The organism is Catenuloplanes japonicus, from assembly GCF_000717135.1.
Lineage (GTDB): Bacteria > Actinomycetota > Actinomycetes > Mycobacteriales > Micromonosporaceae > Catenuloplanes > Catenuloplanes japonicus.
Map to the genome: position 1 here is coordinate 102,500 of NZ_JNXY01000027.1, position 25,505 is coordinate 128,004.

A 25,505-nucleotide genomic window follows, 5' to 3' on the forward strand; every position below is an offset into this window, starting at 1 on the left:
GTAATTACTCCTCGGTGTTGGTCAGGTTGTGCAATGCGGCCCAGCGGGGGTCGGCCAGCTCGTGGGTGTGATCCTCGGGCAGGTCGTCCCAGTGCACCCCACACTCGGAGCACAACCCTGGGCAGTCCTCGCGGCACAACGGGTTGGTCGGCAAGGCCAGCACCACCGCGTCCCGCACAGCCGGCTCCAGGTCGATCAGATCGTCCTGCACCCGGCCGAATTCATCTTCGTCGGTCGTCTCGTCCGTGACGCTGTTCTCGTACGCGAACAACTCCTGGACCGTGACGGTCAGCGAGTCGTCGATCGTGCGGAGACAGCGGCCGCACTCGCCGGTGATCGGCCCGGAGACGGACCCCGACACGAGCACGCCCTCGGACACCGACTCCAGCCGCAGGTCGAGGCTGAGGTCGGCGCCCTGCGCCACGCCGATCATCTCCACACCGAGGTCTGCAGGAGCCTCGGACACCCGGCGGATCTCACGCATCGCACCAGGACGGCGCGGCAGTTCTCGGGTGTCGAGAACGAGCGGCGACCGGGGGTTGAGGTGACTCTCAGGTTTCTTAGGCATAGCAGTCTCCGGCCGTGAAGGCGGCCGACGAAAAAGGTTACCCGACCACCGTTGCCAGCGTCGAATCGCCCCAGGCCGCACGTGCTAGAACGGGAGAGGACGCTCGCCTTCGTCAGTGCCGGCGAACGATCCGATCTCCCGCAAAGCGTGCATCTTGTCACGGCCTCGCTCGATCGATGCCAGCGCACGGGTCAGGAACTGCTCGAAGTTGGCCAGCGCGGTGTCGACGTAGTCGTCGACCTCCTCACGCAGGCGCTGGGCCTCGGCCCGCGCCTCCGCGACGATGCGGGCGCCCTCGTGCTCGGCGGAGACGGTGATCTCGTTCACCGAGACGAGGCGCGCGTGTTCCGCCTCACCCTCCGCGATGATGCGCTCGGCCTCGCTGCGGCCCTTGTCGATTATGCGGTCGCGCTCCTCCAGGAGGGCCGCGGCCTTGCGCAGGTCCGTGGGGAGCTCGGCGCGGAGATCCTCGAGCATGCCGATCATCTCGCCGCGCTCGACCATGCAGTTCGTCCTGGACATCGGCACGGAGCGGGCCTGCTCCACGATGTTGATGACCTCGTCGATGCGGTCGAGCGGGTCCATACGGTCGGACGGGTCCACCGGCGCCTCACTCCTGTCACTGACTGCGGCTGCTCCGCCGTTCTGCTGCACTCATCATGGGCCCATCGGACCCGTTCCGGCGAAACCCTGTTCGTCGGCGAGTCGGATCCGTCGTCATGTCGTTACTGACGGCCAGGTACTCAGCGTTACGCGCGGTTCTGGCGCAACCGGGCCTGCAGTCGCCGGTCCACCTCGTCCGGCAGGTGCGCGGAGACGTCGCCGCCCCACTTCGCCACCTCCTTGACCAGGGAGGACGACAGGAACGAGTACAGCGGGTTGGTCGGCATGAACAGCGTCTCCACGCCGGCCAGCCCGATGTTCATCTGGGCCATCTGCAGCTCGTAATCGAAGTCACTCACCGCACGCAGGCCCTTGACCACCACGTTCGCCTGCCGAGTACGGCAGAAGTCGACCAGCAGCCCCTGGAAGGACGCCACCCGCACGTTGCCGTAGGACGAGGTCACCTCCGTGAGCAGCTCGATCCGCTCTTCGATGGTGAAAAGTCCGAGTTTCGACTGATTGATCAGGACTCCGACGATCACCTCGTCGAAGAGCCGGCTGGCCCGACCGATGATGTCGAGATGGCCGTTCGTCACGGGATCGAAGGATCCGGGGCACACCGCACGACGCGTCATGATCGGCGACCGTACCAAAGCGTGGTCTCCCCGTATTTCCGGCTGCGGACGGCAGTGATGCCCTCCACCCAGGCAAGATCCGCTCCACGGCTGGCACGCTCCACGACCACGATCGCGTCCTCCCCGAGCCAGCCGAACTCCACCAGCGCGGCCAGCATCTCCAGCACTTCAAGATCCGTCATCGGGTACGGCGGATCCGCGAACACCAGGTCGTAGGGCTCCCCGCCCGGCCCGGCCGCCAGCGCGGTGTTCACCTTCGCCGTCTGCAGCACGGCCCGGCCGCGCGCGTCCAGCGCCGCGATGTTGCTCCGGATGATCCGCCCGGCCTTCTGGTCGTGCTCCACCAGCAGCACGTGCTCCGCGCCCCTGGACAGCGCCTCCAGCCCGACCGCGCCGGAGCCGGCGTAGAGGTCCGCGACGCGCGTGCCGTCCAGGTCGATCAGCGTCTCCAGCGTGTTGAACAGCGCTTCCCGTACCCGGTCGGAGGTGGGGCGGGTGTGCGACCCGACCGGCACGGTCAGCCGCCGCCCGCCGAGCGTCCCGGCGACGATCCTGGTCACACGAGCCCCTCAGGCGGTGCGAAGGAGCCGTCGGGCTCCGGTGGGTACGGATGCACGGCGATCACGGCGTGGACCGGGATCGGGCCGTAGACGTGCGGGAACTCCATGTCCGTGCCCTCACCGGGCTCCCACCGGGGCGCCTCCGGGAGCCGCGACTCGTCGATCTCCAGCAGCACCAGGTCGGCGCGGCCCCTGGCCAGCGCGGTGGCCGGGAGGTGCACCTGCGCGGCCGTGGAGCAGTGGATGAAGCCCTCGGTCGCCAGCGTGTCCGCGGTGTACTCCCCGGCCCGCTGCGCTGCCGCCCAGACGTCGGCGGTGCAGAAGTGCAGAATCATCAAAAATCAGCCCTTCTCCAGGTATTCGGCGCGTTCGTCGTCCACGAGTGCCGCCACGGACGCGGCGAGCGCGGGATGGCGGTCCAGGTCCGGATCGTCCCGGACCAGCGCCAGCGCCCGCTCCCGCGCCTCCGCGATCAGCTCCTGGTCCTTCCGCAGCGAGAGCAGCCGCAGGTGGGAGCGGCGGCCGGACTGGGCGGCACCGAGCACGTCGCCCTCGCGCCGCTGCTCCAGGTCGAGCTCGGCCAGCACGAAACCGTCCGTGGTGGAGGCGACCGCGTCCAGCCGGACCCGGGCGGGCGTGCCCTCCAGCGCATCCGTCACCAGCAGGCAGAGGCCGGGCGCGCTCCCCCGGCCGACCCGGCCGCGCAGCTGGTGCAGCTGGGAGACGCCGAACCGGTCCGCGTCGAGCACGATCATGACGGTCGCGTTCGGCACGTTCACGCCGACCTCGATGACGGTGGTGGCGATCAGCACGTCCAGGTCGCCGGCCGCGTAGGCGCGCATCACCGCGTCCTTCTCGTCGGCCGGGAGCTTGCCGTGCAGGATGCCGATCCGCACGCCCTTGAGGAACTCCTCCGCCAGGATCGGCGCCACCTCCAGCACCGCGAGCGGGGGGCGTTTGGCGTCGGAGCCGTCCGCCGGCGGCTCCACGTCGTCGTCGCCGTCCTCCGCGCCGATCCGGGGGCACACCACGTACCCCTGATGGCCCTTCTGCACCTCTTCGCGCATGCGCCGCCAGGCGCGCTCGAAGAACGCGGGCTTCTCCGCATTCGGCACGACGTGGGAGGCGATCGGCGAGCGGCCCTGCGGCAGCTGCGCGAGCACCGAGACCTCCAGGTCGCCGAAGACGGTCATCGCGACCGTGCGCGGGATCGGGGTGGCGGTCATCACCAGCACGTGCGGCGGCTGCGCGGCCTTGGCCCGGAGCGCGTCGCGCTGCTCCACGCCGAAGCGGTGCTGCTCGTCCACCACGACCAGGCCCAGGTCCTTGAAGTCGACGCCCTCGTAGAGCAGCGCGTGCGTGCCGACCACGATCCCGGCGGCGCCGGACGCGACCTCGGCCAGCGCGGCGCGTTTCGCCTTCGCCCCGAGCGAGCCGGTGACCAGCGTCAGCCGGGTCGCGTCCGGATCGGAGTCCAGCTCTCCGGCGCGGCCGAGCGGGCCGAGCAGCTCCGCGATGCCGCGGTGGTGCTGCGCGGCCAGCACCTCGGTCGGGGCCAGCAGCACGGCCTGGCCGCCCGCGTCCACCACCTGGAGCATCGCGCGCACCGCGACCAGCGTCTTGCCGGAGCCGACCTCGCCCTGGAGCAGCCGGTGCATCGGGTGCGGCGTGCCGAGGTCGGCCGCGATCTCCTCGCCGACCTTGGCCTGGCCCTCGGTCAGCGCGAACGGCATGATCGCGTCGAACCGCTCACGCAGCCCGCCGTCGCGGCGCGGGCGCGGACGGGCCGGGAGCGAGGTGGCCCGCACCTTCCGCTGGACCAGCGTCAGCTGCACGGCGAACGCCTCGTCCCACTTGAGCCGCTTCTGCGCGGACTTCAGCGCACCCCAGTCCGCCGGCTTGTGGATCTCGCGCAGCGCCCGGTCCAGACCCATCAGCCCGTGCTCGGCGCGCAGCGCCGCGGGCAGCGGATCCTCCGGCATGGTGATCACGCCCATGATGGTGTCCACCGCCTTCGCGATGGTCCAGGTCGGCACCGCGGCCGCGGCCGGGTAGACCGAGATGAACGCGCCGGCGAAGTCGTCGATGGCGACCTCGGTCTCCTCGTCGAAGAGCATGTAGTCCGGGCTGTTGAGCTGGCGCTTGCCGCGGAAGTCGGTGACCTTGCCGGCGAACATGCCCCACCGGCCCGGCCGCAGCTCACGCTGGCGCCAGGCCTGGCTGAAGAAGGTCAGCGAGATCGTGTTGCCGGTGTCGTCGCCGACCAGCACCTCCAGCAGCTGGCCGCGGCGCTGCCGCATCTGCCGCGCCTCGACGCGCTTGACCTGGGCCATGATCGTGACGTCCTCGCCGACCTCCAGGCCACGGATGTCCGTGTGCTCGCCGCGCTGGTCGTGCCGCCGCGGGAAGTGGTAGAGCAGGTCCCCCGCGGTGTGCAGGCCCAGCCGCTCGGCGAGCGGCTTGGCCGTCGTCTTGCCGAGGATCTTCTCCAGGGGGGTGTCGACCGTGACGGCCGTCTCCGTCATGCGTTCACTCCACGCCGATCAGCAGGGGATAGACGGGCTGGCCGCCGTCGTAGCCGCGCGCCTCCACGAACGGCCACCGGGCCGCCAGGTGGGCGCGCAGCTCCGGCTCCAGCCCGGCCGGCGCATCGGCGCCGAAGAGCAGCGTGACCAGCTCGCCGCCGCCGCCGAGCAGCCGGTCGAGCAGCTCCGTGCCGACGTCGGTGAGCTCCGCGCCGATCAGCGCGACCTCGCCCTCGATCAGGCCGAGCGCGTCGCCGGCCCGGCAGCGGCCGGCCATGGTCAGCGCCTCGCGGCTGGCGCGGGTGACCTCGGCCCAGCGGCAGGCACCGGCCGCCTCGGCCATCGCGATCACGTCGTCCTCGAAGCTGCGGGCGTCGTCGCGCACCGCGAGCGCGGCCAGCGTCTGCACCGGCGAGCGGGCCGGCACCACGCTGACCCGCGGCCCGTTCGCCTCGCGGGCCGCCGCGACCGCGACGGCGCGGTTGTCGCCGTCGTTCGGCAGGAGCACGATCTCGGCGGCGCCGCTGGCCGCGATCGCCTCCAGCAGCTCGCGCGGCGACGGGCTCGCGCCGACCACGATCGCGCCCTCGCCGGTGTAGAGCGCGGCCAGACCCGGCCCGTCCGCCATCACGACGGCCGCGCGGGCCGGGGCCGCGGGCGGGTGCGGCAGGTGGTCGGCGAACCGGGTGACGGAGATCTGGTGCGGGCGGCCCGCGACCACGCCGGCCTCGATGGCGGCACCCACGTCGTTGACGTGGACGTGCACGTGCCAGACCGGTGGATGGCCGCCGGAGCCGACCACGACCAGCGAGTCACCGAGGTCGCGCAGCGCGCGCGTGAGCTCGTCGACCGCGTCGTCCGGCGCGTCCAGCAGGTACTGCACCTCGTAGGCGAAGTCGGGCGAGCCGGTCTCCCGGGGCATCGCGGCCCTGCGCGGGACCGGCTCGGGCGGCAGCGGCTGCTCGTCGGGCGGGCCGGGCTCGCCGCTGAACGACTCGACCAGCGCCTCCAGCAGCAGGCACAGGCCGCGGCCGCCGGCGTCGACCACCCCGGCGCGGGCCAGCACCGGCAGCTGCTCCGGCGTGCGGGCCAGCGCCACGGTCGCGGCCGCCGAGGCGGCGTGCGCCACCACGCCCACATCGTCGGTATCCGCACGGGACGCGCCCTCCGCGGCCGCGGACAGCACGGACAGCACCGTGCCCTCGACCGGCTCGGCCACGGCCGAGTAGGCCGCCGCGGTGGCCGCCCGCAGCGCCGCCGCCAGGTGCCGGCCGCGCACCTCGGGCACCTCGGCCAGCGAGTCGGCCAGGCCGCGCAGCACCTGCGAGATGATCACGCCGGAGTTGCCGCGCGCGCCGAGCAGCGCGCCGCGGGCCAGCAGGTGCAGCGCGTGACCGTGCGCGGTGCGGCCGGCCTCGGCCGAGTTGTCCAGGTCGAGCGCGAGCGCGCGCTGCGCGGAGGTGAGCGTGAGCACCAGGTTGGTGCCGGTGTCGCCGTCGGGGACGGGATAGACGTTCAGCTCGTCGATCTCGCGCTGGTGTGCCCGCAACGCGCTCAGCCCGGCGCCGCTCCAGCGGCGCACGACCGTCGCATCCAGGGTGTCCAGCACGGAAAAAGCCTATAGTCGTCCCCCGACACTTTCGCGCTCAGGAAGGTCCCTCCGACCCGATTCGCTGGTCGGGACCCGCGTCGGGTAGCCTGGTCGGGTTGCCTAGGCCTAGTGCGCGGGTGACCTCATGTCTGCGGCCCGCGCCGCGGGACTTGTATATGACTCGTTCATGTACTGAGCATCGTTTCGATCGACAGCAGGAGACTTCCGTGGCTAGCGTCTGCGACGTCTGTGGCAAGGGGCCGGGCTTCGGCCACAACGTGTCCCACTCGCACCGGCGGACCAACCGCCGCTGGAACCCGAACATCCAGACGGTGCGCACCCCCGCCGGTGGCGGCAACACCCGCAAGGTCCAGGCCTGCACCTCGTGCATCAAGGCCGGCAAGGTCACCCGGGCCTGATTTCAAGCGCTTCGTGCGTACGCCCTGCCGCTTCCGCGGCAGGGCGTACGTGCGCATGTAGGGCATTCGCCCCCGGTGGCCCGCCCCGCTCCCTACTCTGAGAAGGGGGTGCAGATGGGAAGGACCACCGATCCAGGCGGCGATGAGGCCGTGCTGTCGCTCTCGTTCGACGGCCGGATCACCGACGCCGGCGACGGCGCACAGACGCTCCTCGGGTACCGCCCGGAGGATCTCTTCGGCCGGCCGGTCGAGGAGGTGATCCCGGAACCCGGCGGGCTGCTCACCGGCCCCGGGCACGACCTCGGCGCCGCGATCGGCGACGGCTCCTCCCGCTTCGAGCTGAGCTGCCGCTGCGCGGACGGCTCGGTCTTCCCCGCGCTGGTCACGGTCTGGCACAGCATGGAGGAGCACGGGCTCACCATCACGGCCGCGATCCGCCGGCTCAGCACGGAGGACAAGCTGGCCGGCGCGATCAACCTGGTCGGCGCGCTGGTCCGCTCGTCGCACGACGCGATCATGGCGGCCGACCGGGACGGCATGATCACGATCTGGAACCCCGCGGCCGAGCGCCTCTACGGCTACACCGCGGCGGAGATGCTGGGCCGCCCGCGCAGCGTGCTGTTCCCGCCGGACGGGCTGGAGCTGGAGGAGGAGCGGTTCCGCCGTACCATCGCCGGCAGCCACGTGGAGATGTTCTCCGCCACCCGCCGGCACAAGGACGGGCACCTGCTCACGGTCGCGGCCACCATCTCCCCGATCGCGGACGCACAGGGCCACATCATCGGCGCGGCCGGCTTCTCCCGGGACATCGGCGAGACGAACCGCGCGCAGAGCATGTTCCGCGGCCTGCTGAACGCGTTGCCGATAGGGATCATCGGCATCGGCGAGGACGGCCTGATCCGCTTCGTGAACCCGGAGACCGAACGACTCTTCGGCTACGGCGCGGAGGAGGTGCTGGGCCTGCCGGTCGAGCGGCTCATCCCGCGCGCGCCGGAGCAGGACCAGAGCCTCCAGGGGGTACGCAAGGACGGCTCCCGCTTCCCGGCCGAGGTCTCGCTCTCCTCGATCGACGTGGGCTCGGAGACGCTGATCTCCGCCACCGTCGTGGACACCACGGAGCGGAACGCGGCCGAGGGCGAGCGCATCCGCCTGCAGCAGGAGCTGAACGCGGCGCTGCGGCTGGAGAGCGTGGGCCAGCTCGCCGGCGGCGTCGCGCACCACTTCAACAATCTGCTGGCCATCATCGACTCGCACGCCGGATTCGTGGCGGAGGAGCTGAGCAACCCGATCACCGGCTCCAGCGTCCGCGAGGCGCTGACCGACATCGCGCAGATCCGCAAGACCGTGGACCGGGCCAGCGAGTACGCCCGGCAGCTGCTCGCCTTCGGCCGGCGCGAGGTGGCCCGGCCGGTGCGGCACGACATCTCCCGTACCGTCGCGGATGTCTATGCCCTGTTAAGCCACTCGCTCGGTGACGACATCACCATCACGACCAACGCCCACCAGGACCTCCCGTCCGTGGTCGTCGACCCGGGCCAGCTGGAGCAGACGCTGGTCAACCTGGCGCTGAACGCGCGCGACGCGATGCCGCACGGCGGCCGCCTCAGCATCACGGCCGAGCCGTGCACCCGCAGCGCCCCCGGCACGCGGGCCGCCCGCTACGTCAAGATCAGGGTCACCGACACCGGTACCGGCATGCCGCCGGAGGTGCTGGAGCGCGCGTTCGAGCCGTTCTTCACCACGAAGGACCCGGCCGTCGTCAGCGGCATGGGCCTGGCCGTGGCGCACGGCATGGTCACCGCGGCCGGTGGCGAGATCAACATCTCGTCCGAGCCGGGCCGCGGCACCACCGTCGTGATCATGCTGCCGGCCGAGGACGTGCCGGAACCGCGCCGCGGCACCGACGACCCCGCGCCCGGCAGCGTGGAGTCCGACGACGGCCGCCGCACGATCCTGGTCGTCGACGACGAGGCGGACCTGCGCGAGGTCGTCCGCCGCATGCTCGGCAAGTCCGGCTACGACGTGATCGTGGCCGCGGACGGGCCGGAGGCGCTCGACCGGGCGCGCACCCACACCGGCCGGATCGACCTGCTGATCACCGACATCATGATGCCGGAGATGTCCGGCACCCAGCTGGCCGAGCAGCTGCGCGAGTTCCGCGACAACGTGCCGGTGCTGTTCATGTCCGGCTACGCCGCGCCGGTGCTGGCGGAGAAGGGCACGCTCGACCCGGACACGGTCCTGCTGCAGAAGCCGTTCCGCAAGGCCGAGCTGATCACCGCGGTGGAGAACATGCTGTCCGTCTCGGTCTGAGCCGCTACTTCGCGATGGCGAAGCGGTCACCGTAGACGCTCCACCGCAGCGGCGGGTTCAGGTCCAGGTTGCCGGCCCTCAGGAAGACGCGCTGCGCGGTGTCGACCCTGCTGGTGTCCTCGTGCGCGGCCTCGGTGCGCATCGCGGCCGTGCGCGCGTCCAGGAACGCGTGCAGGTACGCCACCTCGCCACCGCCCTGGGCCGGCGTCTTCGCCCGGCGCATCGCCGTGGCCCGGATCCCGCCGAAGCTCACCGCGTCCGCGCCCGGCCCGTGCATCACCATCGCGTCGTAGTAGACGAACTGGCCCAGCGCCCGCAGCCCGTCCTTCTTCGCCTGGCCCACGGCCGGGTTGAAGTAGACGCGGTCCCGCTCGCCGTCCTGCGTGCTGCGCAGCACCTGATCCGTGGCCGCCGCACGCCAGGCGGCCGGGAAGCCCGGGTCGAGGCCCGCGTGCGAGGCGGTCCCGTCCACGCGTTGCAGCGCCGGCAGGTACCGCGCCAGCCCGTTGCCCGGGAACGCCGACGTGTAGCGCCGCACCACCTGCAGCAGGTCGCCGGTCCCGGACGTGAAGCCGACGATCCCGGCGGTGTAGCCCCGCCCGTCCCCGATGTCCTCGATGTAGCCGTACTGCGCCCGCCAGTCCAGCGACGAGTTCTCCGCGCTGGACACCAGCCGCATCGCGATGTCCTTCTTCGCGGGGTCGTCCAGATTTCGCGGAGCCGGCTTCACGGCCGCCTTCATCATCAGGCCCGGCCCGCGCTCACCCCGGTTGACCAGGGCGAAAGCGACCGTGGCCACCAGCACCGCGACGATCAGCAGCGCCAGCGCCGCGCGCCTAGAGGACGCGAGCGAAGGAGAGGCAGCCCGGCTCGTCCCGGTAGTACCCGTAGTTCGCGATCCGCTCATACCCACAAGCGTGATACATCGCGATCGCCTCCGGCTGGAGATCGCCCAGTTCGAGGATGACGCGTTTGCGGCCCTGCGCCCGCGCCGACTCCTCGACCGCGCCGAGCACCGTCCGGCCGATCCCGCGCCCGCGCACGGCCGCGGACGTGAACATCCGCTTCAGCTCCGCGTCCTCGTCGCCGTGCGCACGCCAGCCCGCGCCCGCGACCGGCTCGCCGTCCAGGAACGCGACCAGGAAGTCACCGTGCGGCGGGACGAACTCGGCCGGGTCCATCGGGGTGTCGTCGCCGGTGCCGCCGTACCGGGCGGCCATCTCGGCGAGCGCCGCCCGCACCATGGTCTGCGCCACGGCATCGTCGTACCCCACCGACCGCACCTCAAAATCCTTCACAGTGCGAGAGGGTACGACCACCGCACGCTCACGCCCAGAGGCCGGGCGGGAAATGAGATCCCGGATACCCTGGTCAGAGCCGTGCGAGCACACGGGCCGCGGCCTTCTCCGGATCGCCGCCGCTGATCCGGCGCAGCGCCTCGACGTCCCACACCAGCGGCTTGACGGTCGCCAGCGTGATGTCCAGGCTCAGCTTCTCGCAGTAGAAGACCGGGTCGTACCCGGCCGCCCGCGCGAAGATCAGGTCCATCAGCCGGAGCACGAAGTCGTCCCGCGCCGCACGCTGCTCCGGATCGCACTCGCGCAGCGCGACGCGCACATGGTCGTCCTCGTCCGAGTCCTCGTCGTGGAACCTCAGCAGCAGGTCCACCAGGCCCAGATCCCGCAGGTACGCGGCGGCCTGGAAGAACAGCGGCGCGACCTGCGGCTCCTCCAGCACCTCAGCGACCATCGCGGCCGCCAGCGGGTCCCGCCGCCGGGCGAGACCGAAGACCGCCTCGTCACCGGTGTGCCCGCCCCGGTCCCCGACCCGCGCCCACAGCGCGGCCCGCAGCGCCGGCGAGTCGTAGTCGAGCTGACAGCCGAGGCCGAACGTGGCCCAGTCCCGCACGTCCGGATCCGGGTCCTCGGTCAGCGCGATCAGCGTCGCCACCACGCGCTCGAGCTGCTCCTCGTCGAGGTCGCCGCTGCCGATCGGCAGCTCCACCACGGCGCTCAGCCGCTCGTCCGCGTCCGGATCCAGCGCGGTCAGCAGCAACTCCTCCAGGTCCACGGTCAGCCCTTGAAGTGGTCCCAGCCGGTCCGGCCGGTCCACGCCTGGGAGTCGACGGTCACGCCCGTGCCCTCACCCACCGTCCCGATCCGCTGCCACGGCTCCGGCAGCGCCACGCCCGGCGGGAACGTCGCACAGAGCGGATGGTCGTCACCGCCGCCGAACACCCACGTGTACGGGTCGACGCCGAGCGCGGTGGCCGCGTCCCGCATCTGGTCCGGCACGTCGAACGCGTCCCGCCACAGGTCGATCGCGACCTTGCTGGCCTTCGCGATGTGCCCGAGGTCGGACAGCAACCCGTCCGAGATGTCGATCATCGAGGTGGCACCGAGCCGGTTCGCGATCGGACCCTGCGCGTACGGCACCTGCGGCCGCCGGTACGCGTCCACCAGCACCTTCGGCGTCCGGAACCCACGCGACAGCACGTTGTAGCCGGCCCCGGCGTACCCGACCCGGCCCGCTATCGCGACCTGGTCACCCGGCCGCGCGCCACTGCGCAGCACCGGCTGCAGACCGTGCATGTCGCCGAGCGCGGTGACCGCGATCGTGAGCGTCGGGCTGGCCGACATGTCGCCGCCGACCACGCTGGCACCGACCTGCCCGGCCTCCTCGGACAGCCCGTCCGCGAGCTCCTCGGCCCAGGACGCCTCCAGATCCGGCGGCGCGCACAACGCGACCAGCAGCGCGGTCGGATAGGCCCCCATCGCCGCGATGTCCGCCAGGTTCGCGGCCGCGGCGCGGTGCCCGATGTCGTTGCCGCTGCCCCAGTCCCGGCGGAAGTGACGGCCGTCGACCAGCACGTCCGTCGACGCGACCACCCTGCCGTCCGGGGCCGCGACCAGTGCCGCGTCGTCCCCCGGTCCCAGCAGGCAGGTCGGACCGGCCGTGAGTCGCGCGGTGACCCGGGCGATCAGACCGAACTCGCCGGTCGTCGCCACTGTCCTTGACTCCGTCACCCTGCGCTCCTCCTGCACACCGACCTGCACTTCCGTACGGTAGTTTCACCAATCGAGCCGCCGGCGGCGGCGGATAGGAGTCGTGTCGTGGTCCAGGCGTACATCCTCATCCAGACGGAGGTCGGACGCGCGCGTGACGTGGCCGCGCAGATCAGCAACATATCCGGCGTAATCAGGGTCGACGCGGTCGTGGGCCCCTACGACGTGGTGGTGCTCACAGAGGCCGGCACGGTGGACGAACTCGGGAAAATCGTGGTGAGCAAGGTCCAGCTGGTGCCGGGAATCACCCGGACCGTCACGTGCTCGGTGGTGCGGCTCTAACATGCCCGCCGAGAAAGACCGTACTACCCGCACGGCAGCGCTGTGGGCCACCGTCATAGCGGTGCCCGCGGCGCTCGCCGTCGCCTTCGTCGCGCTGTCCTCGCTCCCCGGCGCCGTCCCCGCGGCCGCGCCGTCGTCGTCCGGCCCGCAGCCCGCGTCGACCGTGCCGGTCGAGATGGCCGCGCCCGCGCTGGCCGGGGACGTGCTGACCGCGTGCCGCGCGCTCACGTCACAGTTGCCGCTGACCGTCCGTGATCTGCGGCAGCGGCCGGTGTCGGCCGGCCCCGAGCAGAACGCGGCCTACGGCGATCCGGCGATCACGGTGTCCTGCGGGGGCGAACAGCCGTCGTTCCTCGCCACGGACATCGTCTATCCGCTGAACCAGGTCTGCTGGCACGCGACGGAGACACCCGACGGGACCACCTGGACCACGGTGGACCGACAGGTCCCGGTCAGCGTCACGGTCCCGAAGTCCTACGACTCCCCGGGGCAGTGGACGACCGAGTTCTCCGCGACCGTCCTTTCCACCCTTTTCGCCAAGGACACGGTGCCTACGGGCTGCACGGGGTAGGCCTCTCGAAAGCGGATGTTCCCGCTTTTCAGGTGGCTGGCGGGGGTCGCTCCGGCGGGCGCTCGGGCCAGCCTGGGGACGACCCCAGACCCCGACATTCCCGCTTCCAGCATGGTCCCAGCAGCGTTGCTCCCGCAGGCGCTCGAACCAACCTGGGGACGACCCCAGACCCCGACATTCCCGCTTCCAGCGTGGTCCGGCAGCGTTGCTCCCGCGGGCAAACCTCGCGGCGGGCTCCGCCTGCGCTCCGCACGCCGCATCGGAGCCGGTTTCGCCGTGGTTCCGGCGAGCCGCGGCCACCGCTGTGCTCACGTCCCTGCCGCGGTCGCGGTTGCGTAGTAATCGGGCGCTGCCGCGCCCGGAATTTCATGTTATTGGTTGCGCTGGGTGGGCTGGTTGCTGTTCTGTGCCTCCGGCGGGCCTCCGGCGGGAGCGCTCCGGCTCCGGGGCAGGATCCAACACCTTTTCAGCTGCGCTGGACCGGGATCCGTGGCTGGGTTTCGTGCGGCGTCGGTGAGCGTCGCGCCGGGGCGCAGCACCGCGTAGGGGCCGACCGGGATGCCGGACGCGACGGCGACCCGGGGCTTCCGTGGGCTGGTCACGGCCGTGACGATACCGCCGAATCGGCCGTGACCCGGGTGGCCACAAGCTCAGGACCAGCGGAACAGGCGCGCGGCGAGCAGGGAGATCGCGATCGCGTAGCCGGCCATGACCGCGAGGGACAGCGGTGCCACGCTCGCGCCGGACCACGCGTCGGAGAGGGCCTGGGAGGCGGCGCCGAGCGGCGTGAACTCCGCGATGCGGCGCACCGTCTCGGGCATGGTGGGGCCGGGCGTCCAGACGCCGGCGAAGAACAGCATCGGGAAGTAGACGAGCATCCCGGCGCCGCTCGCGGCCTTGGCGGTGGGGGTGACGGCGGAGAGCAGCAGTCCGATGGCGAACATCGCGAGCGTGGCCAGGAGCAGCACGCCGGCGAACGCGAACACGGACTCCGGCAGCGGTACGCCGAGCACGGTCACGCCCAGCGTGATCGCGATGCCGACCGAGACCAGCATGGCGATCACGTTGACGATGAGCTGCGCGCCGAGCAGCGGGCCGGGGCCGGCGGGGGTGGTGGCCATCCGCCGGAGCACGCCGCGCTCGCGGTGGGTGGCGAGGTGGGTGGGGAGCGTGGTGATCGCGATGTTGGCCAGCGCCATCGCGACCACGATCGGCACGTAGACGTCGATCGGGCGGAGGCCGCCCATGTCCGGGTCGGCCTCGCGGAAGCCGGGCAGTGCGCTGCCGAGCACGACGAGCAGGAGCGACGGGAACAGCAGACCCATGGAGACGGACAGGCCGTCGCGCAGGAAGAGCCTGCCCTCGGAGACGGTGAGCGCGGTTATCGGTCGCATGGCAATACCTCAGTTCTCGTCCAGAGCGCGGCCGGTCAGGGTGAGGAAGGCGTCGTCGAGCGTGGTCTGGTCCATGCGCAGCTCGCGGGGACGGATCCCGGCCGAGGCCAGCGCGGACACCACCGTGAAGAGCAGGTCGCCGGCGCCGGTGACCACGACGGCCCGGCCGGACGCGTCGACCGTGACGCCGGGCTCGTCCGACAGGAAGCCCGCGGGCAGCGGCGTCTCCGGTACGAACCGGATCCGCTGTTCCGCCGTCGCGGCGCCGATCAGCCCGGCCGGCGAGTCGACCGCGAGCACGCGGCCGCCCTCGATGATCGCGATCCGGTCGCAGAGCCGGTCCACCTCCTCCATGAAGTGGCTGACCAGCACCACGGTGACGCCGCGGTTGCGGACCGACTCGATCAGGTCCCAGGTCTCGCGCCGGGCCGCCGGGTCCAGTCCGGTGGTCAGCTCGTCGAGGAACGCCACCCGCGGGTTGCCGATCAGCGCGAGCGCGATGGAGAGCCGCTGCTTCTGCCCGCCGGAGAGCTTGGCGAACGCGGTGTTCTGCTTCTCACCGAGGCCGAGCACGTCGAGCAGCTCGCGCCAGTCCGCGGGGCGCGGGTAGAACGAGGCGTAGAGCCGCATCGCCTCGCCGACCCGGATCTTGTCCGGCAGCGCGGCCTCCTGCAGCTGCATGCCGACCTCGCGGCGCAGGTCCCGCCCGTCGGTGCGCGGGTCGAGGCCGAGTACGCGGACCGTGCCGCCGTCCGGGCGGCGCAGTCCCGCGGCCATCTCGACCGTGGTGGTCTTGCCGGCGCCGTTGGGCCCGATGATGCCGAAGATCTCGCCGGCCTCGACGGTGAGCGAGACGTCCCGTACGGCGACGGTGTCCCCGTACCGCTTGGTCAGGTTGCGCAGTTCGATGACGGACATGACAGCCTCCAGGGGGTGGTCAGCGGGTCGCGGCGGCGCGGATGGGCATGGTGCGGTACGTCCGGTAGGTGCCCGCCACCAGGACCGCGAGGATCGCGGCGGCGACGGCGAGGCCGACCGGCAGCGACGCCACCGGCAGGCCGAGCAGCGTGTTGATGCCCTCGCCGGCCCAGCGCGTGCCGAACGCGACCTCGACCGCGACCGCCGGCACGACCGCGACCGGGATGATCAGCAGCCCGCCCCACACGCGGTAGCGGTAGAAGCCGATGCCGATCAGCGCGCCGGCGACCAGGTGGGCCAGGTTGACCACGACCGCGCTGATGAACGTGCGGAAGCCGGCGGACGGGTACGGCTCGGCCAGGTGGTCCAGCACACCGCCGGCCGCGTAGATCGCGTACTCCGGGGCGAACCCGATCGTGTAGACCGTGGCGAACAGCAGTGCCATCAGCACGTAGAGCGTCAGGTAGGCCTCGCCGAGCTGCCGCCGGGTGACGCCCAGGGACACGTAGACGCGGCCCTGCAGCACGGTGACGATGCCCATCGAGAGCAGCCAGTAGCGCGGCGGCGGCCCGCCGATGGACTGCCACATGCTGTGCTCGAGCGTGTCGAGGATCGCGATCAGGCTGATCACGCTCACGTAGACGAGCAGCATGATCGCCCAGTACATCGAGACCATCGGGACCATGTGGCGGGCCATGCGCCGGACGAGGACGGCGGTGACGCCGGGGTGACGGTTCATCGGAGCCTTCCTCAGGTGATCTTGCCGCGGATGGCGACGGCGCGGCCGAGCTGGTGGACGATCGCGCACCCGGCGACCACGAGCACGGCGGTGAGCAGTGCGGACGCGGCGAACGGCAGGTCCAGCCCCAGGAGGTCCACGCCGCCGACCGGGCTCCACTCCGTGCCGAAGAACAGCTCGGAGCCGAACGCCGGCACCAGCGACGGCGGGATCAGCAGCAGGCCGGTGAGCGCGCCGTACCGGTAGAAGCCGACGGCGACCAGCCAGGCGGTGCAGATGTGGGCCAGGTAGATCAGGAACGCCCGGACCAGGACCGCGACCGCGGAGCCGGCGGAGTGCACCGGGTACGGCTCGGTGAGCCCGTCCATCAGCCCGGTGGCACCGTAGATCAGCCGCTCGACGCCGAACCCGGCCAGCACCAGCAGTGCGAACCCGGCCGCGGAGCCGATGCCGAACAGCAGCCCGCCGCCGAGGAACTCCCGCCGGGTGACGCCGTTCGCCACGTACTGCCGCAGGTAGCTGGGGAGCAGGATGAACCCGATCGATCCGACCAGCCACTTCGTGGTCGAGGCCGCGCCGATGTTCCAGGCGCTGTCGGTCAGCGACCCGTACGTCCCGATCAGCGTGCCGACCACCGCGACCACGGTGACCAGCAGCGCGGCGAACACCGCGTAGACCGGCCAGAGCCTGCGGAACAGCGAGACGGCCACCGTGGTCATCGCCGGCCCCCGGCGGCGGTCAGGTGGATGAACAGGTCCTGCAGCCCGACCGGCGCGATGTCCAGCCCGGCCCCGGCGGCCTCGCGGCGCTGCCCGTCCGTGAGCAGCCCGTACGTGGTGACGGCCTTGGTGCCGCCGAGCCGCTTCTCGCCCAGCGCCTCCAGCCCGTGCCCGGTGACGAACGCGTCGACCGCGCCGGCCTCGCCGGTGATCGTGGCGCCGCGCTGCCGCAGCGTGTCCGTCTCCTCGTGGACCAGCAGCCGGCCACGATCGATGATCAGGACCTCCTCGAAGAGGTTCGCCACCTCCTCGATCAGGTGCGTGGAGAGGATGATCGTGCGCGGGTGCTCCGCGTAGTCCGCGACCAGCTCCTGGTAGAACGCGTATCGCGACGGCGCGTCCAGGCCCAGGTAGGACTCGTCGAAGATGGTCAGCGGCGCGCGGGTGGCGAGCCCGAGCGTGACCGCGAGCGCGGAGCGGCCGCCGCGGGAGAGCCCGGAGACGCGCTTGCGCAGCGGCAGGTCGAACTGCTTGATCAGACGTCCGGCGTAGTCCGCGTCCCAGTCCGGCCGGAGCCGGGCCGCGAGGTCGAGCACGCCGCCGACCCGGTCGGTCTCCTCCGCGTCCACGTTGTCGCGGATCAGGCAGACCCGGCGGGTGACCCGCGCGTTCTCGAACGGGTCCTCGCCGTCGACCAGCACGGTGCCGCCGCTCGCCCGGCGGAACGCGGCCAGCACGGAGAGCAGGCTGGTCTTGCCGGAGCCGTTGCGGCCGAGCAGCCCGTAGATCTTGCCGGCGGCCAGGTCGAACGAGAGCCTGTCCAGCGCGACCGTGTCGCCGTAGCGGAGCTGCAGGTCGCGCACGGAGACCGGGAGGCTCATCGCTCCACCTCGCCGGACGGGATGCGGACGGCGGCGATGCGGGCCACGACCTCGTCGAGCGGGATGCCGATCATCTGTGCCTCGGCGATCATCGCGTCCACCACCTCGGTGAAGAACCGCTCGCGACGCTGACCGCGCAGCTGCTCGCGTGCCTGTGCGCTGACGAACATGCCGATCCCCCGCTTCTTGTAGAGCACGCCCTCGTCCACCAGCTGCTGGAAGCCCTTGGCCGCGGTGGCGGGGTTGATCCGATAGAAGGATGCGTATTGATTGGTGGACATGACCTGCTCGTCCTCCTTGAGCGCCCCGGTCAGGATCTCGTCTTTGATCTTCTCGGCGATCTGCTGATAGATCGGGCTTCGGTCGTCGAACACCGCCTCGCCCCCTTCGCCGGTTCAGTGGTTCATTACTTGTGTAATGAACCCTAGCACCGAAGAACCACGGCCGTGAAGACACAAAAAAGACCCCCACCCACAAAGGGGCAAGGGCCAAAAAATCACCATATGGTACGGGTCCCCGGGGCAAACCGGTCAGCCGACGACGATCACCACTCGTCCGCCCGCGTGGCCGCTCTCGCTCAGATCGTGCGCCGCCCCGGCCTCGGCCATCGGGAACTCGGACGCGACCGGCACCTCCAGCCGCCCCGCCTCGATCAGCGCCGCCACCTCGGCCAGCGCGTCCCAGGACCGGCCCTCGCCGCCGTCCGTGGTCCGGGCGCCGTGCGCGGAGAAGTCCGCGATCGAGACCACGTGCGCGGCGTCGCCGGTCAGCGCGATCAGGTCCGGCACCACGCCGTGCCCGGCCGCGTCCAGCGCGCGGTCCACCCCGTCCGGCGCGAGCGGCCGTACCCGCGCGGCCAGGCCGTCGCCGTAGGCCACCGGCGTGATCCCGAGCCGGCGCAGCAGGTCGTGGCGCGACGGCGAGGCCGTGCCGATCACGTGCACGCCGCGCTCGCGGGCGATCTGCGCCGCGGTGAGCCCGACGCCGCCGGACGCACCGCCGATCACCAGCGTCCGGCCCGCGGCCACGCCCAGCAGATCCAGCGCGCGCACCGCGGTCTCGGCCGGCGTGGGCAGTCCGGCCGCCGTCGCGAACGACAACGCCGACGGCTTGACCGCCCAGTGCGCCAGCACCGCGTGCTGCGCGGTGGCGCCGGACGCGGCCACGCCGAAGACCTCGTCACCCACGGCGACGCCGGTCACGCCGTCGCCGACCTCGTCCACCACGCCGGCCGCGTCGCCGCCCGGGATCCTCGGCGCGGTCACCGGGATACCGGCCAGCCCGGAGCGGACCTTCCAGTCCCAGGCGTTGACGCCGGCGGCCACGACCGCGATCCGGATCCGGCCCGGACCGGCGTGCGGCTCGGGAACGTCGTCGTCCACGTGGAGCACGGAGGACGGGCCGGTCTCCGTGAAACGGACCGCCCTCACGGCTGGTACTGCAGGAACTCGTCGAGGCCGCTGACCGCCAGCACGCGGGCCACGTGGCCCCGGTGGTTGGTCACCCGCAGCCAGCCGCCGACCTCCGCACAGCGGTTGTCGCCGCGCACCAGGCAGGCCAGCCCGGTGGAGTCGCAGAACGCCAGCTCGGCGAGGTCCACGACCAGGCGGTTGCGGCCGGTGCCGACCAACTGGGTGATGGCGGTGTCCAGCTCCGGCACGGTGCTCATGTCCAGCTCACCCGCGAGGCGCACGGTGGCTGTCCGGGTGTCGCCGGTCTCCGGCATGACGGTGAACGCCACGAGACTTCCTCCGATCCGGCCGCGTTCTGCTTCCCGCATCTCGATCCTGGTCCAGATGATTGCCGCCGAACAAGGGTAATCCGTCAACCGATGGACATCGGGTAGGACGACTCCGATTGTTCGCTTTCTGTAGTGATGTAAATGCGAACGGTTGTCCCCCGGCCGCCGCTCACGATCTCGATCCCGTCCGTCAGCTGCTCCGCCAGGAACAGTCCCAGCCCGCCCGGCGACGTCGGCTCCGGCGGCCGCTCGCCCGGTTTCCGGTCGTCGGCCACGAATCCCCGGCCGTCGTCCGCGACCTGGCAGACCAGCCGGTCCGGTGCCCGCAGCAGCCACAGCCGCCCGGTGCCGCCGCCGTGCCGGACCGCGTTGGTCAGCAGCTCGTAGGCGGCCAGCGCGAAGTCGTCGAGCCGGTCACCGCCGAGCCCGGCACCGCGCGCGAGGTCCGCGATGCGGTGGCGCAGCGCTGTGACGTCCGTCGCGGTGAAGGCCAGATCGAGGAGGAGGTCCGCTCCGGCGCTGTCGCCAGCCATCCACGCTCCTCCCGTCCGCGCGGTCACCGCGCGGTGTCTCGCGATTCACTCGCGGTCGTCTGGTCACGAGCCTAGATGACCTCGGCCCGCCGATCATCAGTCGCGCGTACGCAGTCACGAGGCGATCCGGTCGCCGGACCGGTGCGGGGACGCCACCGGGCCGCTCAGCGCGGTCGCGAGCGGCAGCGTGAAGTGGAAACGCGTACCACCGCCGGGATTGTCGCCGACCGCGACCGTGCCGCCGTGCCGCTCCACGATCCGGCGGCAGATCGCCAGGCCGAGGCCGGTGCCGGCGTATCCGGTGCCCTCGTGCGCGCGGTGGAACGAGTCGAAGACGTGCGGCTTGTCCGCGTCCGGGATGCCGATGCCGCGGTCCGCGATCTGGATGTGCGCCCAGCCGACCGGGTCCGCGTTCGCGGTCACGTCCACATGTGCGGTCGTGCCCTCGCGCACGTACTTGATCGAGTTGCCGATCAGGTTCTCCAGCACGCGGCGCAGCATGCCGGCGTCCGCGATCACCTCGGGCAGCTCGCCGACGAAGATGCGCGGTGCCTCGCCGTCGCCGACCGCGCCGCGGCTGGTCCGGTCCGCGACCACCTCGGCCACGAGCGCGCCCAGGTCCACCGCGCGCAGCCGCAGCGGCGCGTCCCGGGCCGTCGTGTACGCCAGCAGGTCGTCGATGAGCACGCCCATCCGCTGCACGCCGCCGACCGCCTGGCCGAGAGTCTCCCGCGCCTCCTCGGCCGCGGGCCGCCACGCACCCCGGTCCGCGCCGGCGGGCGGCTCGGCCAGGATCTCCGCGAGGATCTCGTCCGCGGCCTCGCAGTGGCCGGACACGATGGCCAGCGGCGACTTCAGGTCGTGCGCGACGACGCCGGCGAACGCGGCCAGGTCCGACTCGTACCGTCGCAGCTCGGTGATGTCCCGGAAGACCGCGACCGCGCCGCGCTGGCCGGCGCTGGGCTCCAGCGGACGGCCGTCCACGCAGATCAGCACGCCGTCCGGCCGGCCCGGGTTGCGGATCACCATCTCCACGCCGTCCGAGGACTCGCCGGCCAGCGCGCGGGCCAGCGGCAGCTGCTCGGCCGGGAACGGCGTGCCGTCCGTGCGGAAGATCCCGTAGTGCTCCTGCCAGCCGTCCAGCCCGGCGATGTCGTCCTGGACGCCGAGCAGCGCCCGTGCCGCGCGGTTGTGCAGCAGGAACTCGCCGCGTTCGTTCACCACGCCCACGCCGTCGCCGATGCTGTTCATCACGGCGGCCAGCAGCCCGGACTGGCGGCGGGCCTCGCGCTCGGCCTGGCGCAGCTCCGCGGTGGCCGTGACCACCCGGTGCTCCGCGCGCGCCCGCCCGGTGGAGAGCACGTAGATCAGGCCGGCCAGCAGCGCCACGATCGCGCTCCCGGCCACGCCGGTGGTCAGCGGCAGCGCGCTGTAACCACCGGGCAGCCGCACGGAGTCGGCCGTGGTGGTCAGCGTCCAGCGGCGGTCCGCGACCTCGACCGTGCGCTCCCGGCGCAGGTCCGTGCGGCCGGGTGCGGGCAGCTCCGCGACCGTGGTCGGCAGGCCGGAGCCGTCGGTCGCGGAGAGGCTGCCACCGAGCAGGTCCTGCCCGGCCGAGGCCAGCACCACGCGGAGGAAGTCCTGGCCGCGCATGCCCATCACCAGCCAGCCGGCGAACGTGCCGCCGCGGTAGACCGGGGCCGCGAACACGAACGACCGCTGCTGTTCCGCCTCGGGCAGGCCCTGGTCGCGCAGCAGCACGTAGGTGTCGGAGACCGTCGTGCGCGTGGTGCGCCGGGCCTCGTTCAGCGCGGCGGACGGCTCCGCGGCCTGGGCCACGTCCAGGCCGGCCGCCGGGGCCGCACCGTTGTCCATCGTGCGGGAGAAGATCGTGAACATGTGCTCGCGCACGCCGGCCTTCGCGCGCAGCGTGAGCGCGTCCGCGCCGAGCCGCCGCCAGCGCTCCTGCGCGGCCTCGACGTCGCCGGCCTGCACCGGCACGACGTAGGCGACGGAGGCGGCGCCGGGCAGCCCGGTCCCGGACAGCGGCGCCGAGCTCTTCTGGAACGTGTCCGCGTCCAGCGCGGACGCCTCGCCGAGCCCGGCCGCGACCGTGCGCAGCAGGTCGACGTACCGGCGGGTCTCCACCGTGACCGCGGACTGCGCCAGCGACGTGCGCTGATCCATGATCCGGCCGGCGGCGGCCGCGTCCTGCCGGTGCAGCGCGAGCGCGGTGGCGGCCATCACGGCCAGCCCGGCCGCCAGCACGATCCCGGCGACCAGCAGCGCGCCGCGGTGCCCGTGCGACCGCCGGTCCCACCGCCCGCGCCACCCACCCACGACGCCAGTGTCCCATTCGCCCGGCTTCCGGGTGGCGAAACGACTAACCGCCGAGAGCCGCTTTCACGTCCTCCACCAGGTCTTTTGTGTCCTCGACGCCGCACGACAGCCGGACGAATCCGGGGGTGGTGTCGTCGCCCCACTGCGCGCGCCGGTCCGCCGACGTGTGCAGCCCGCCGAACGACGTGGCCGCGAAGATCAGCCGGGACGCGGACAGGAACGCGCCCACCCGCTCCTCGCTGCCGAGATCGAAGCCGATCAGGCCCGGGATGCGCCGCATCTGCGCGCTCGCGATCGCGTGCGCCGGGTCGCCGGGCAGGCCGGGCCAGCGCACGCCGGTCACGGCCGGGTGCGCGGCGAGCAGCGGTGCGAGCGCGGCCGCGTTCGCGGTCTGCCGGGCCAGGCGCAGGTCCAGCGTGCCCAGCGAGCGGTGCGCCAGCCAGCAGTCGAACGCGCCCGGCACGCCGCCGGTCTGCGCGCGCCAGGTGGTCAGCCGGGCCAGCAGCGCCTCGTCGCGCGCGGCCACGTAGCCGAGCAGCAGGTCGGAGTGGCCGGTCAGCGCCTTGGTGCCGGACGCGACCACCAGGTCCGCGCCCAGGTCGAGCGGGCGCTGGCCGAGCGGCGTGGCGGCCGTGTTGTCCACCGCGACCAGCGCGCCGGCCGCGTGCGCCGCGGCCGCGATCGCCGGGATGTCGCACACGTCCAGGCCCGGGTTGGCCGGCGTCTCCAGCAGCACCAGGCGGATGCCCTCGAACGACGGGTACGGCCCGGCCGTCGGCGCGGTCCGCACGTCCACGCCCAGCTCCGCCAGCGTGCCGGCGGCGAACGCGCGTACCGCGAAGTAGCCGTCCGACGGCAGCAGCACCGCGTCGCCCGGACGCAGCACGGTCAGCAGCGCCGCCGTGATCGCGGCCTGCCCGGACGCGAAGACCCGGGTGTCCCCGCGCTCCAGCTCGCCGATCGCGGTCTCCAGCGCGCGCCGCGTGCGGTTGTCCGGCCGGCCGTAGCCGTCCACGGCCGCGCCCGGCCCGGCCACCGGGTCCAGGTGGTACGGCGCCGCGAACACCGGGCCGGGCAGGAACGGCTCGCCCGGCACCGGCGCGGGCAGCCCCGCGTGCACCACCCGGGTGCCGTCCCCGGGCGTGCTCATCGGACCTCGTGCTGCAGCGAACGGTTCATCAGCGCGTGCATCGCCCCGGTCGGCGACAGGCCCTCGTGGCAGATCCGCTCCACCTGCTCGGTGATCGGCATGTCCACGTTGTGCTTGCGGGCCAGGTCACGGATGGAGAGGCAGCTCTTCACGCCCTCGGCGGTCTGCCGGGTGGACGCCTGCGCCTGCTCCAGCGTCTCGCCGCGGCCCAGGCGCTCACCGAACGTCCGGTTCCTCGACAGCGGCGAGGAACAGGTGGCGACCAGGTCGCCGAGCCCGGCCAGGCCCGCGAACGTGAGCGGGTCCGCGCCGAGCGCCACGCCGAGCCGCAGCGTCTCGGCCAGGCCACGGGTGATCAGCGTGGCCTTCGTGTTGTCGCCCAGGCCCATCGCGGTGGCCACGCCGTACGCCAGCGCGATCACGTTCTTCACCGCGCCGCCGAGCTCCGCGCCGATCACGTCCGTGTTCGTGTAGGGCCGCAGGTAGGGGGCGGTGACCGCCTTCTGCACCAGCCGCGCCCGGTCCAGGTCGGTGCAGGCCACCACGGTCGCGGCGGGCTGCTCCAGCATGATCTCCGGCGCCAGGTTCGGCCCGGAGACGACGACCACGCGGTCCGGCGCGACGCCGGAGGTCTCCACGATGACCTCGCTCATCCGCTTGGTGCTGCTGAGCTCGATGCCCTTCATCAGCGACACCAGCGACGCGTCCGGCGACAGGTGGCCGGCCCACTCCGCGAGGTTGCCGCGCAACGTCTGGGACGGCACCGCCAGCACCACCAGGTCCGCGCCCGCGATCGCCTCGGCCGCGTGCGGGCTGGCGGTGATCCGGTCCGGCAGTCGCGTGTCCGGGAAGTAGTCCGGATTGCGCTGCTTGTCGCGGATCGAGACCGCGACCTCCTCCCGGCGTGCCCACATGGTCACCTCAGTGCCCGCGTCCGCCAACACCTTCGCGAACGCGGTTCCCCACGAACCAGCGCCCAGCACGGCTGCCCGCATCAGGTCTTTCCCTCCCGTTCGCCCGCGCGCTGCGCGGGCTCGCTCGCCGTTTCGGCCCGCCCGCGCCGGGGCGCGGCCGAGTACTGCCACAACGGCGGCGCGGCGCCACCGCGAATCTCCGCCAGCAGGTCCCGGATCCTCAGCATCATCGCCTCGGTGACCTGGTCCAGCACCTCGCGGGTCGGTTCCGCGCCGGCCCACCAGCTCAGGTCGACCGGCGGACCGGCCACCACCGTCACCGGCGTGCGCGGACGGAGCCGCAGCCGGTTGTCCCGCGGATCGAACACCTCGTGTGCGCCCCACTGTGCCACCGGGATGACCGGCGCGCCGGTGAGCAGCGCGACCCGGGCCGCGCCGGTCTTGCCGTGCATCGGCCACAGCTCCGGGTGCCGCGTGGTGGTGCCCTCCGGGTAGATGACCACGGCGCCGCCCTCGCGGACGGCCGCGGCCAGCGTCTCCACCGAGAGCGCCGCCTCCGCGCTGCCGCGCTCGACCGGCACCTGCTGGACCCGGGTGAGCCACGGCCCGACCACCGGGAGGCGGAACAGGCTCGCCTTGCCGAGGAACCGGGGCCAGACGCCGTTGCGGTAGACGTAGTCGGCGACCGGGAACGGGTCGAAGTGCGAGGAGTGGTTCACGACCAGGATGAAGCCCTGGTCCTTCGGCATGTGTTCCGCGCCACGCCAGGTGGGTCGCGTCAGGACGCGCATGCCGTTCACCACGATGCACGCGGCGAGCCTGTGCAAGAACCCGAGTCTGTGTGGCGCCACGACGGAGTCCCCCTGTCCTTCCCGGGCACGACCGGTCCCGGCGCCGCGCCCACCAGGCCCGCGACCGCGCCGGGGATCCCTACCCGCCGCCTGAGGCCTGAAGCGAAATCATGCCTGCCCGGACCCGGTCAGACCAGGGCGGGGCCGATCCGCCGCGCCCGGCGGCGGCACGGTGACGCACGACCCCGCCGCG

Annotated in this window: 28 protein-coding genes; 4 read left to right on the top strand and 24 right to left on the bottom strand. The window is 72.5% G+C overall.

All coding sequences use genetic code 11. The features are described 5' to 3' along the window. Positions 1 to 4: 4 nt before the first annotated feature. The 7 genes from OP04_RS33310 to OP04_RS33340 all read right to left on the bottom strand — a co-directional run bounded on the left by OP04_RS33310 (position 5) and on the right by OP04_RS33340 (position 6,500). A complete protein-coding gene (locus OP04_RS33310; RefSeq protein ID WP_033343890.1) occupies positions 5 to 568 on the bottom strand; it encodes a YceD family protein in 564 nt (187 codons plus the stop codon). An 84-nt stretch (positions 569 to 652) separates the two neighbouring features. Then, a complete protein-coding gene (locus OP04_RS33315) occupies positions 653 to 1,153 on the bottom strand; it encodes a hypothetical protein (RefSeq protein WP_033343969.1) in 501 nt (166 codons plus the stop codon). 164 nt (positions 1,154 to 1,317) lie between these two features. Next, positions 1,318 to 1,806: a pantetheine-phosphate adenylyltransferase gene (coaD, locus tag OP04_RS33320; protein ID WP_033343891.1), complete on the bottom strand. Its 489-nt coding sequence runs from the start codon at positions 1,804 to 1,806 to the stop codon at positions 1,318 to 1,320. Further along, a complete protein-coding gene (gene rsmD, locus OP04_RS33325) occupies positions 1,803 to 2,366 on the bottom strand; it encodes a 16S rRNA (guanine(966)-N(2))-methyltransferase RsmD (protein ID WP_033343892.1) in 564 nt (187 codons plus the stop codon). The genes coaD and rsmD overlap by 4 nt, the downstream gene beginning before the upstream one ends. After that, on the bottom strand, positions 2,363 to 2,701 hold the full coding sequence (locus tag OP04_RS33330) for a DUF952 domain-containing protein (RefSeq protein ID WP_033343893.1): 339 nt from the start codon (positions 2,699 to 2,701) through the stop codon (positions 2,363 to 2,365). Before OP04_RS33330 ends, rsmD begins: the two co-directional genes overlap by 4 nt. Positions 2,702 to 2,707: 6 nt before the next feature. Continuing rightward, positions 2,708 to 4,891 (bottom strand): ATP-dependent DNA helicase RecG, encoded by a 2,184-nt coding sequence (recG, locus tag OP04_RS33335; RefSeq protein WP_033343894.1) that lies wholly within the window; start codon positions 4,889 to 4,891, stop codon positions 2,708 to 2,710. A gap of 4 nt (positions 4,892 to 4,895) precedes the next feature. Continuing rightward, on the bottom strand, positions 4,896 to 6,500 hold the full coding sequence (locus tag OP04_RS33340; RefSeq protein ID WP_033343895.1) for a DAK2 domain-containing protein: 1,605 nt from the start codon (positions 6,498 to 6,500) through the stop codon (positions 4,896 to 4,898). A gap of 209 nt (positions 6,501 to 6,709) precedes the next feature. Here OP04_RS33340 and rpmB point away from each other — a divergent pair, with 209 nt between their 5' ends. After that, the gene (rpmB, locus tag OP04_RS33345) at positions 6,710 to 6,901 is read left to right on the top strand and encodes a 50S ribosomal protein L28 (protein ID WP_033343896.1); all 192 of its coding nucleotides are present in this window, start codon (positions 6,710 to 6,712) and stop codon (positions 6,899 to 6,901) included. 114 nt (positions 6,902 to 7,015) lie between these two features. Then, complete coding sequence (locus OP04_RS33350; protein ID WP_085066963.1) at positions 7,016 to 9,214, top strand: PAS domain S-box protein; 2,199 nt, start codon at positions 7,016 to 7,018, stop codon at positions 9,212 to 9,214. A gap of 4 nt (positions 9,215 to 9,218) precedes the next feature. Here OP04_RS33350 and OP04_RS33355 read toward each other — a convergent pair whose 3' ends face one another. The 4 genes from OP04_RS33355 to OP04_RS33370 all read right to left on the bottom strand — a co-directional run bounded on the left by OP04_RS33355 (position 9,219) and on the right by OP04_RS33370 (position 12,240). Continuing rightward, a complete protein-coding gene (locus tag OP04_RS33355) occupies positions 9,219 to 10,013 on the bottom strand; it encodes a chitosanase (RefSeq protein WP_269746723.1) in 795 nt (264 codons plus the stop codon). A 37-nt stretch (positions 10,014 to 10,050) separates the two neighbouring features. Next, entirely contained in the window at positions 10,051 to 10,458 is a 408-nt protein-coding gene (locus OP04_RS33360) for a GNAT family N-acetyltransferase (RefSeq protein WP_157240719.1), read from the bottom strand. Positions 10,459 to 10,585: 127 nt separating this feature from the next. Next, positions 10,586 to 11,326, bottom strand: a complete 741-nt coding sequence (locus OP04_RS33365) for a hypothetical protein (protein ID WP_157240711.1) — start codon at positions 11,324 to 11,326, stop codon at positions 10,586 to 10,588. Then, positions 11,287 to 12,240, bottom strand: coding sequence for a thiamine-phosphate kinase (locus tag OP04_RS33370; RefSeq protein ID WP_033343972.1), 954 nt, complete (start codon positions 12,238 to 12,240; stop codon positions 11,287 to 11,289). Before OP04_RS33370 ends, OP04_RS33365 begins: the two co-directional genes overlap by 40 nt. A gap of 87 nt (positions 12,241 to 12,327) precedes the next feature. Between OP04_RS33370 and OP04_RS33375 the strand changes: the two genes are divergently transcribed. Both OP04_RS33375 and OP04_RS33380 read left to right on the top strand, forming a co-directional pair. Beyond that, positions 12,328 to 12,561 (top strand): Lrp/AsnC ligand binding domain-containing protein, encoded by a 234-nt coding sequence (locus tag OP04_RS33375; RefSeq protein WP_033343899.1) that lies wholly within the window; start codon positions 12,328 to 12,330, stop codon positions 12,559 to 12,561. Between the two features lies 1 nt (position 12,562). Continuing rightward, complete coding sequence (locus OP04_RS33380; protein ID WP_033343900.1) at positions 12,563 to 13,132, top strand: DUF3515 family protein; 570 nt, start codon at positions 12,563 to 12,565, stop codon at positions 13,130 to 13,132. Positions 13,133 to 13,782: 650 nt separating this feature from the next. On the opposite strand, the gene OP04_RS33385 is transcribed toward OP04_RS33380, so the two are convergent. The 13 genes from OP04_RS33385 to OP04_RS33445 all read right to left on the bottom strand — a co-directional run bounded on the left by OP04_RS33385 (position 13,783) and on the right by OP04_RS33445 (position 25,312). Further along, positions 13,783 to 14,526, bottom strand: coding sequence for an ABC transporter permease (locus tag OP04_RS33385; RefSeq protein WP_033343901.1), 744 nt, complete (start codon positions 14,524 to 14,526; stop codon positions 13,783 to 13,785). A 9-nt stretch (positions 14,527 to 14,535) separates the two neighbouring features. Beyond that, positions 14,536 to 15,444 carry an ABC transporter ATP-binding protein gene (locus OP04_RS33390; RefSeq protein WP_033343902.1) on the bottom strand — a complete coding sequence of 303 codons (909 nt, stop codon included), beginning with the start codon at positions 15,442 to 15,444 and terminating at the stop codon, positions 14,536 to 14,538. Positions 15,445 to 15,463: 19 nt separating this feature from the next. Next, positions 15,464 to 16,183, bottom strand: a complete 720-nt coding sequence (locus OP04_RS33395; RefSeq protein ID WP_033343903.1) for a hypothetical protein — start codon at positions 16,181 to 16,183, stop codon at positions 15,464 to 15,466. Between the two features lie 11 nt (positions 16,184 to 16,194). Further along, the gene (locus OP04_RS33400; protein WP_033343904.1) at positions 16,195 to 16,902 is read right to left on the bottom strand and encodes a hypothetical protein; all 708 of its coding nucleotides are present in this window, start codon (positions 16,900 to 16,902) and stop codon (positions 16,195 to 16,197) included. After that, the gene (locus OP04_RS33405) at positions 16,899 to 17,783 is read right to left on the bottom strand and encodes an ATP-binding cassette domain-containing protein (RefSeq protein ID WP_033343905.1); all 885 of its coding nucleotides are present in this window, start codon (positions 17,781 to 17,783) and stop codon (positions 16,899 to 16,901) included. The genes OP04_RS33400 and OP04_RS33405 overlap by 4 nt, the downstream gene beginning before the upstream one ends. Beyond that, on the bottom strand, positions 17,780 to 18,157 hold the full coding sequence (locus OP04_RS33410) for a GntR family transcriptional regulator (protein ID WP_033343906.1): 378 nt from the start codon (positions 18,155 to 18,157) through the stop codon (positions 17,780 to 17,782). The genes OP04_RS33405 and OP04_RS33410 overlap by 4 nt, the downstream gene beginning before the upstream one ends. Positions 18,158 to 18,313: 156 nt before the next feature. Beyond that, positions 18,314 to 19,213 carry an NADP-dependent oxidoreductase gene (locus OP04_RS33415; RefSeq protein ID WP_033343907.1) on the bottom strand — a complete coding sequence of 300 codons (900 nt, stop codon included), beginning with the start codon at positions 19,211 to 19,213 and terminating at the stop codon, positions 18,314 to 18,316. Continuing rightward, positions 19,210 to 19,524, bottom strand: coding sequence for an STAS domain-containing protein (locus OP04_RS33420; protein ID WP_408606811.1), 315 nt, complete (start codon positions 19,522 to 19,524; stop codon positions 19,210 to 19,212). Before OP04_RS33420 ends, OP04_RS33415 begins: the two co-directional genes overlap by 4 nt. A gap of 83 nt (positions 19,525 to 19,607) precedes the next feature. Then, positions 19,608 to 20,057 (bottom strand): ATP-binding protein, encoded by a 450-nt coding sequence (locus OP04_RS33425; protein WP_033343908.1) that lies wholly within the window; start codon positions 20,055 to 20,057, stop codon positions 19,608 to 19,610. A 114-nt stretch (positions 20,058 to 20,171) separates the two neighbouring features. Continuing rightward, complete coding sequence (locus OP04_RS33430) at positions 20,172 to 22,397, bottom strand: ATP-binding protein (RefSeq protein WP_051799470.1); 2,226 nt, start codon at positions 22,395 to 22,397, stop codon at positions 20,172 to 20,174. A gap of 43 nt (positions 22,398 to 22,440) precedes the next feature. Next, the gene (locus tag OP04_RS33435) at positions 22,441 to 23,547 is read right to left on the bottom strand and encodes a cystathionine gamma-lyase (RefSeq protein ID WP_033343909.1); all 1,107 of its coding nucleotides are present in this window, start codon (positions 23,545 to 23,547) and stop codon (positions 22,441 to 22,443) included. Next, on the bottom strand, positions 23,544 to 24,542 hold the full coding sequence (locus tag OP04_RS33440) for an NAD(P)H-dependent glycerol-3-phosphate dehydrogenase (RefSeq protein WP_033343910.1): 999 nt from the start codon (positions 24,540 to 24,542) through the stop codon (positions 23,544 to 23,546). The genes OP04_RS33435 and OP04_RS33440 overlap by 4 nt, the downstream gene beginning before the upstream one ends. Next, on the bottom strand, positions 24,542 to 25,312 hold the full coding sequence (locus tag OP04_RS33445) for a lysophospholipid acyltransferase family protein (protein WP_051799471.1): 771 nt from the start codon (positions 25,310 to 25,312) through the stop codon (positions 24,542 to 24,544). Before OP04_RS33445 ends, OP04_RS33440 begins: the two co-directional genes overlap by 1 nt. Between the last annotated feature and the right edge of the window lie 193 nt (positions 25,313 to 25,505).

Bases quoted from the DNA above. Each gene is read 5' to 3' on its own strand.
- OP04_RS33310 (WP_033343890.1), bottom strand. From the start codon at position 568: ATGCCTAAGAAACCTGAGAGTCACCTCAACCCCCGGTCGCCGCTCGTT.
- OP04_RS33315 (WP_033343969.1), bottom strand. From the start codon at position 1,153: ATGGACCCGCTCGACCGCATCGACGAGGTCATCAACATCGTGGAGCAG.
- coaD (WP_033343891.1), bottom strand. From the start codon at position 1,806: ATGACGCGTCGTGCGGTGTGCCCCGGATCCTTCGATCCCGTGACGAAC.
- OP04_RS33330 (WP_033343893.1), bottom strand. From the start codon at position 2,701: ATGATTCTGCACTTCTGCACCGCCGACGTCTGGGCGGCAGCGCAGCGG.
- recG (WP_033343894.1), bottom strand. From the start codon at position 4,891: ATGACGGAGACGGCCGTCACGGTCGACACCCCCCTGGAGAAGATCCTC.
- OP04_RS33350 (WP_085066963.1), top strand. From the start codon at position 7,016: ATGGGAAGGACCACCGATCCAGGCGGCGATGAGGCCGTGCTGTCGCTC.
- OP04_RS33360 (WP_157240719.1), bottom strand. From the start codon at position 10,458: ATGGTGCGGGCGGCGCTCGCCGAGATGGCCGCCCGGTACGGCGGCACC.
- OP04_RS33380 (WP_033343900.1), top strand. From the start codon at position 12,563: ATGCCCGCCGAGAAAGACCGTACTACCCGCACGGCAGCGCTGTGGGCC.
- OP04_RS33385 (WP_033343901.1), bottom strand. From the start codon at position 14,526: ATGCGACCGATAACCGCGCTCACCGTCTCCGAGGGCAGGCTCTTCCTG.
- OP04_RS33390 (WP_033343902.1), bottom strand. From the start codon at position 15,444: ATGTCCGTCATCGAACTGCGCAACCTGACCAAGCGGTACGGGGACACC.
- OP04_RS33395 (WP_033343903.1), bottom strand. From the start codon at position 16,183: ATGAACCGTCACCCCGGCGTCACCGCCGTCCTCGTCCGGCGCATGGCC.
- OP04_RS33400 (WP_033343904.1), bottom strand. From the start codon at position 16,902: ATGACCACGGTGGCCGTCTCGCTGTTCCGCAGGCTCTGGCCGGTCTAC.
- OP04_RS33405 (WP_033343905.1), bottom strand. From the start codon at position 17,783: ATGAGCCTCCCGGTCTCCGTGCGCGACCTGCAGCTCCGCTACGGCGAC.
- OP04_RS33425 (WP_033343908.1), bottom strand. From the start codon at position 20,057: ATGGCTGGCGACAGCGCCGGAGCGGACCTCCTCCTCGATCTGGCCTTC.
- OP04_RS33435 (WP_033343909.1), bottom strand. From the start codon at position 23,547: ATGAGCACGCCCGGGGACGGCACCCGGGTGGTGCACGCGGGGCTGCCC.
- OP04_RS33440 (WP_033343910.1), bottom strand. From the start codon at position 24,542: ATGCGGGCAGCCGTGCTGGGCGCTGGTTCGTGGGGAACCGCGTTCGCG.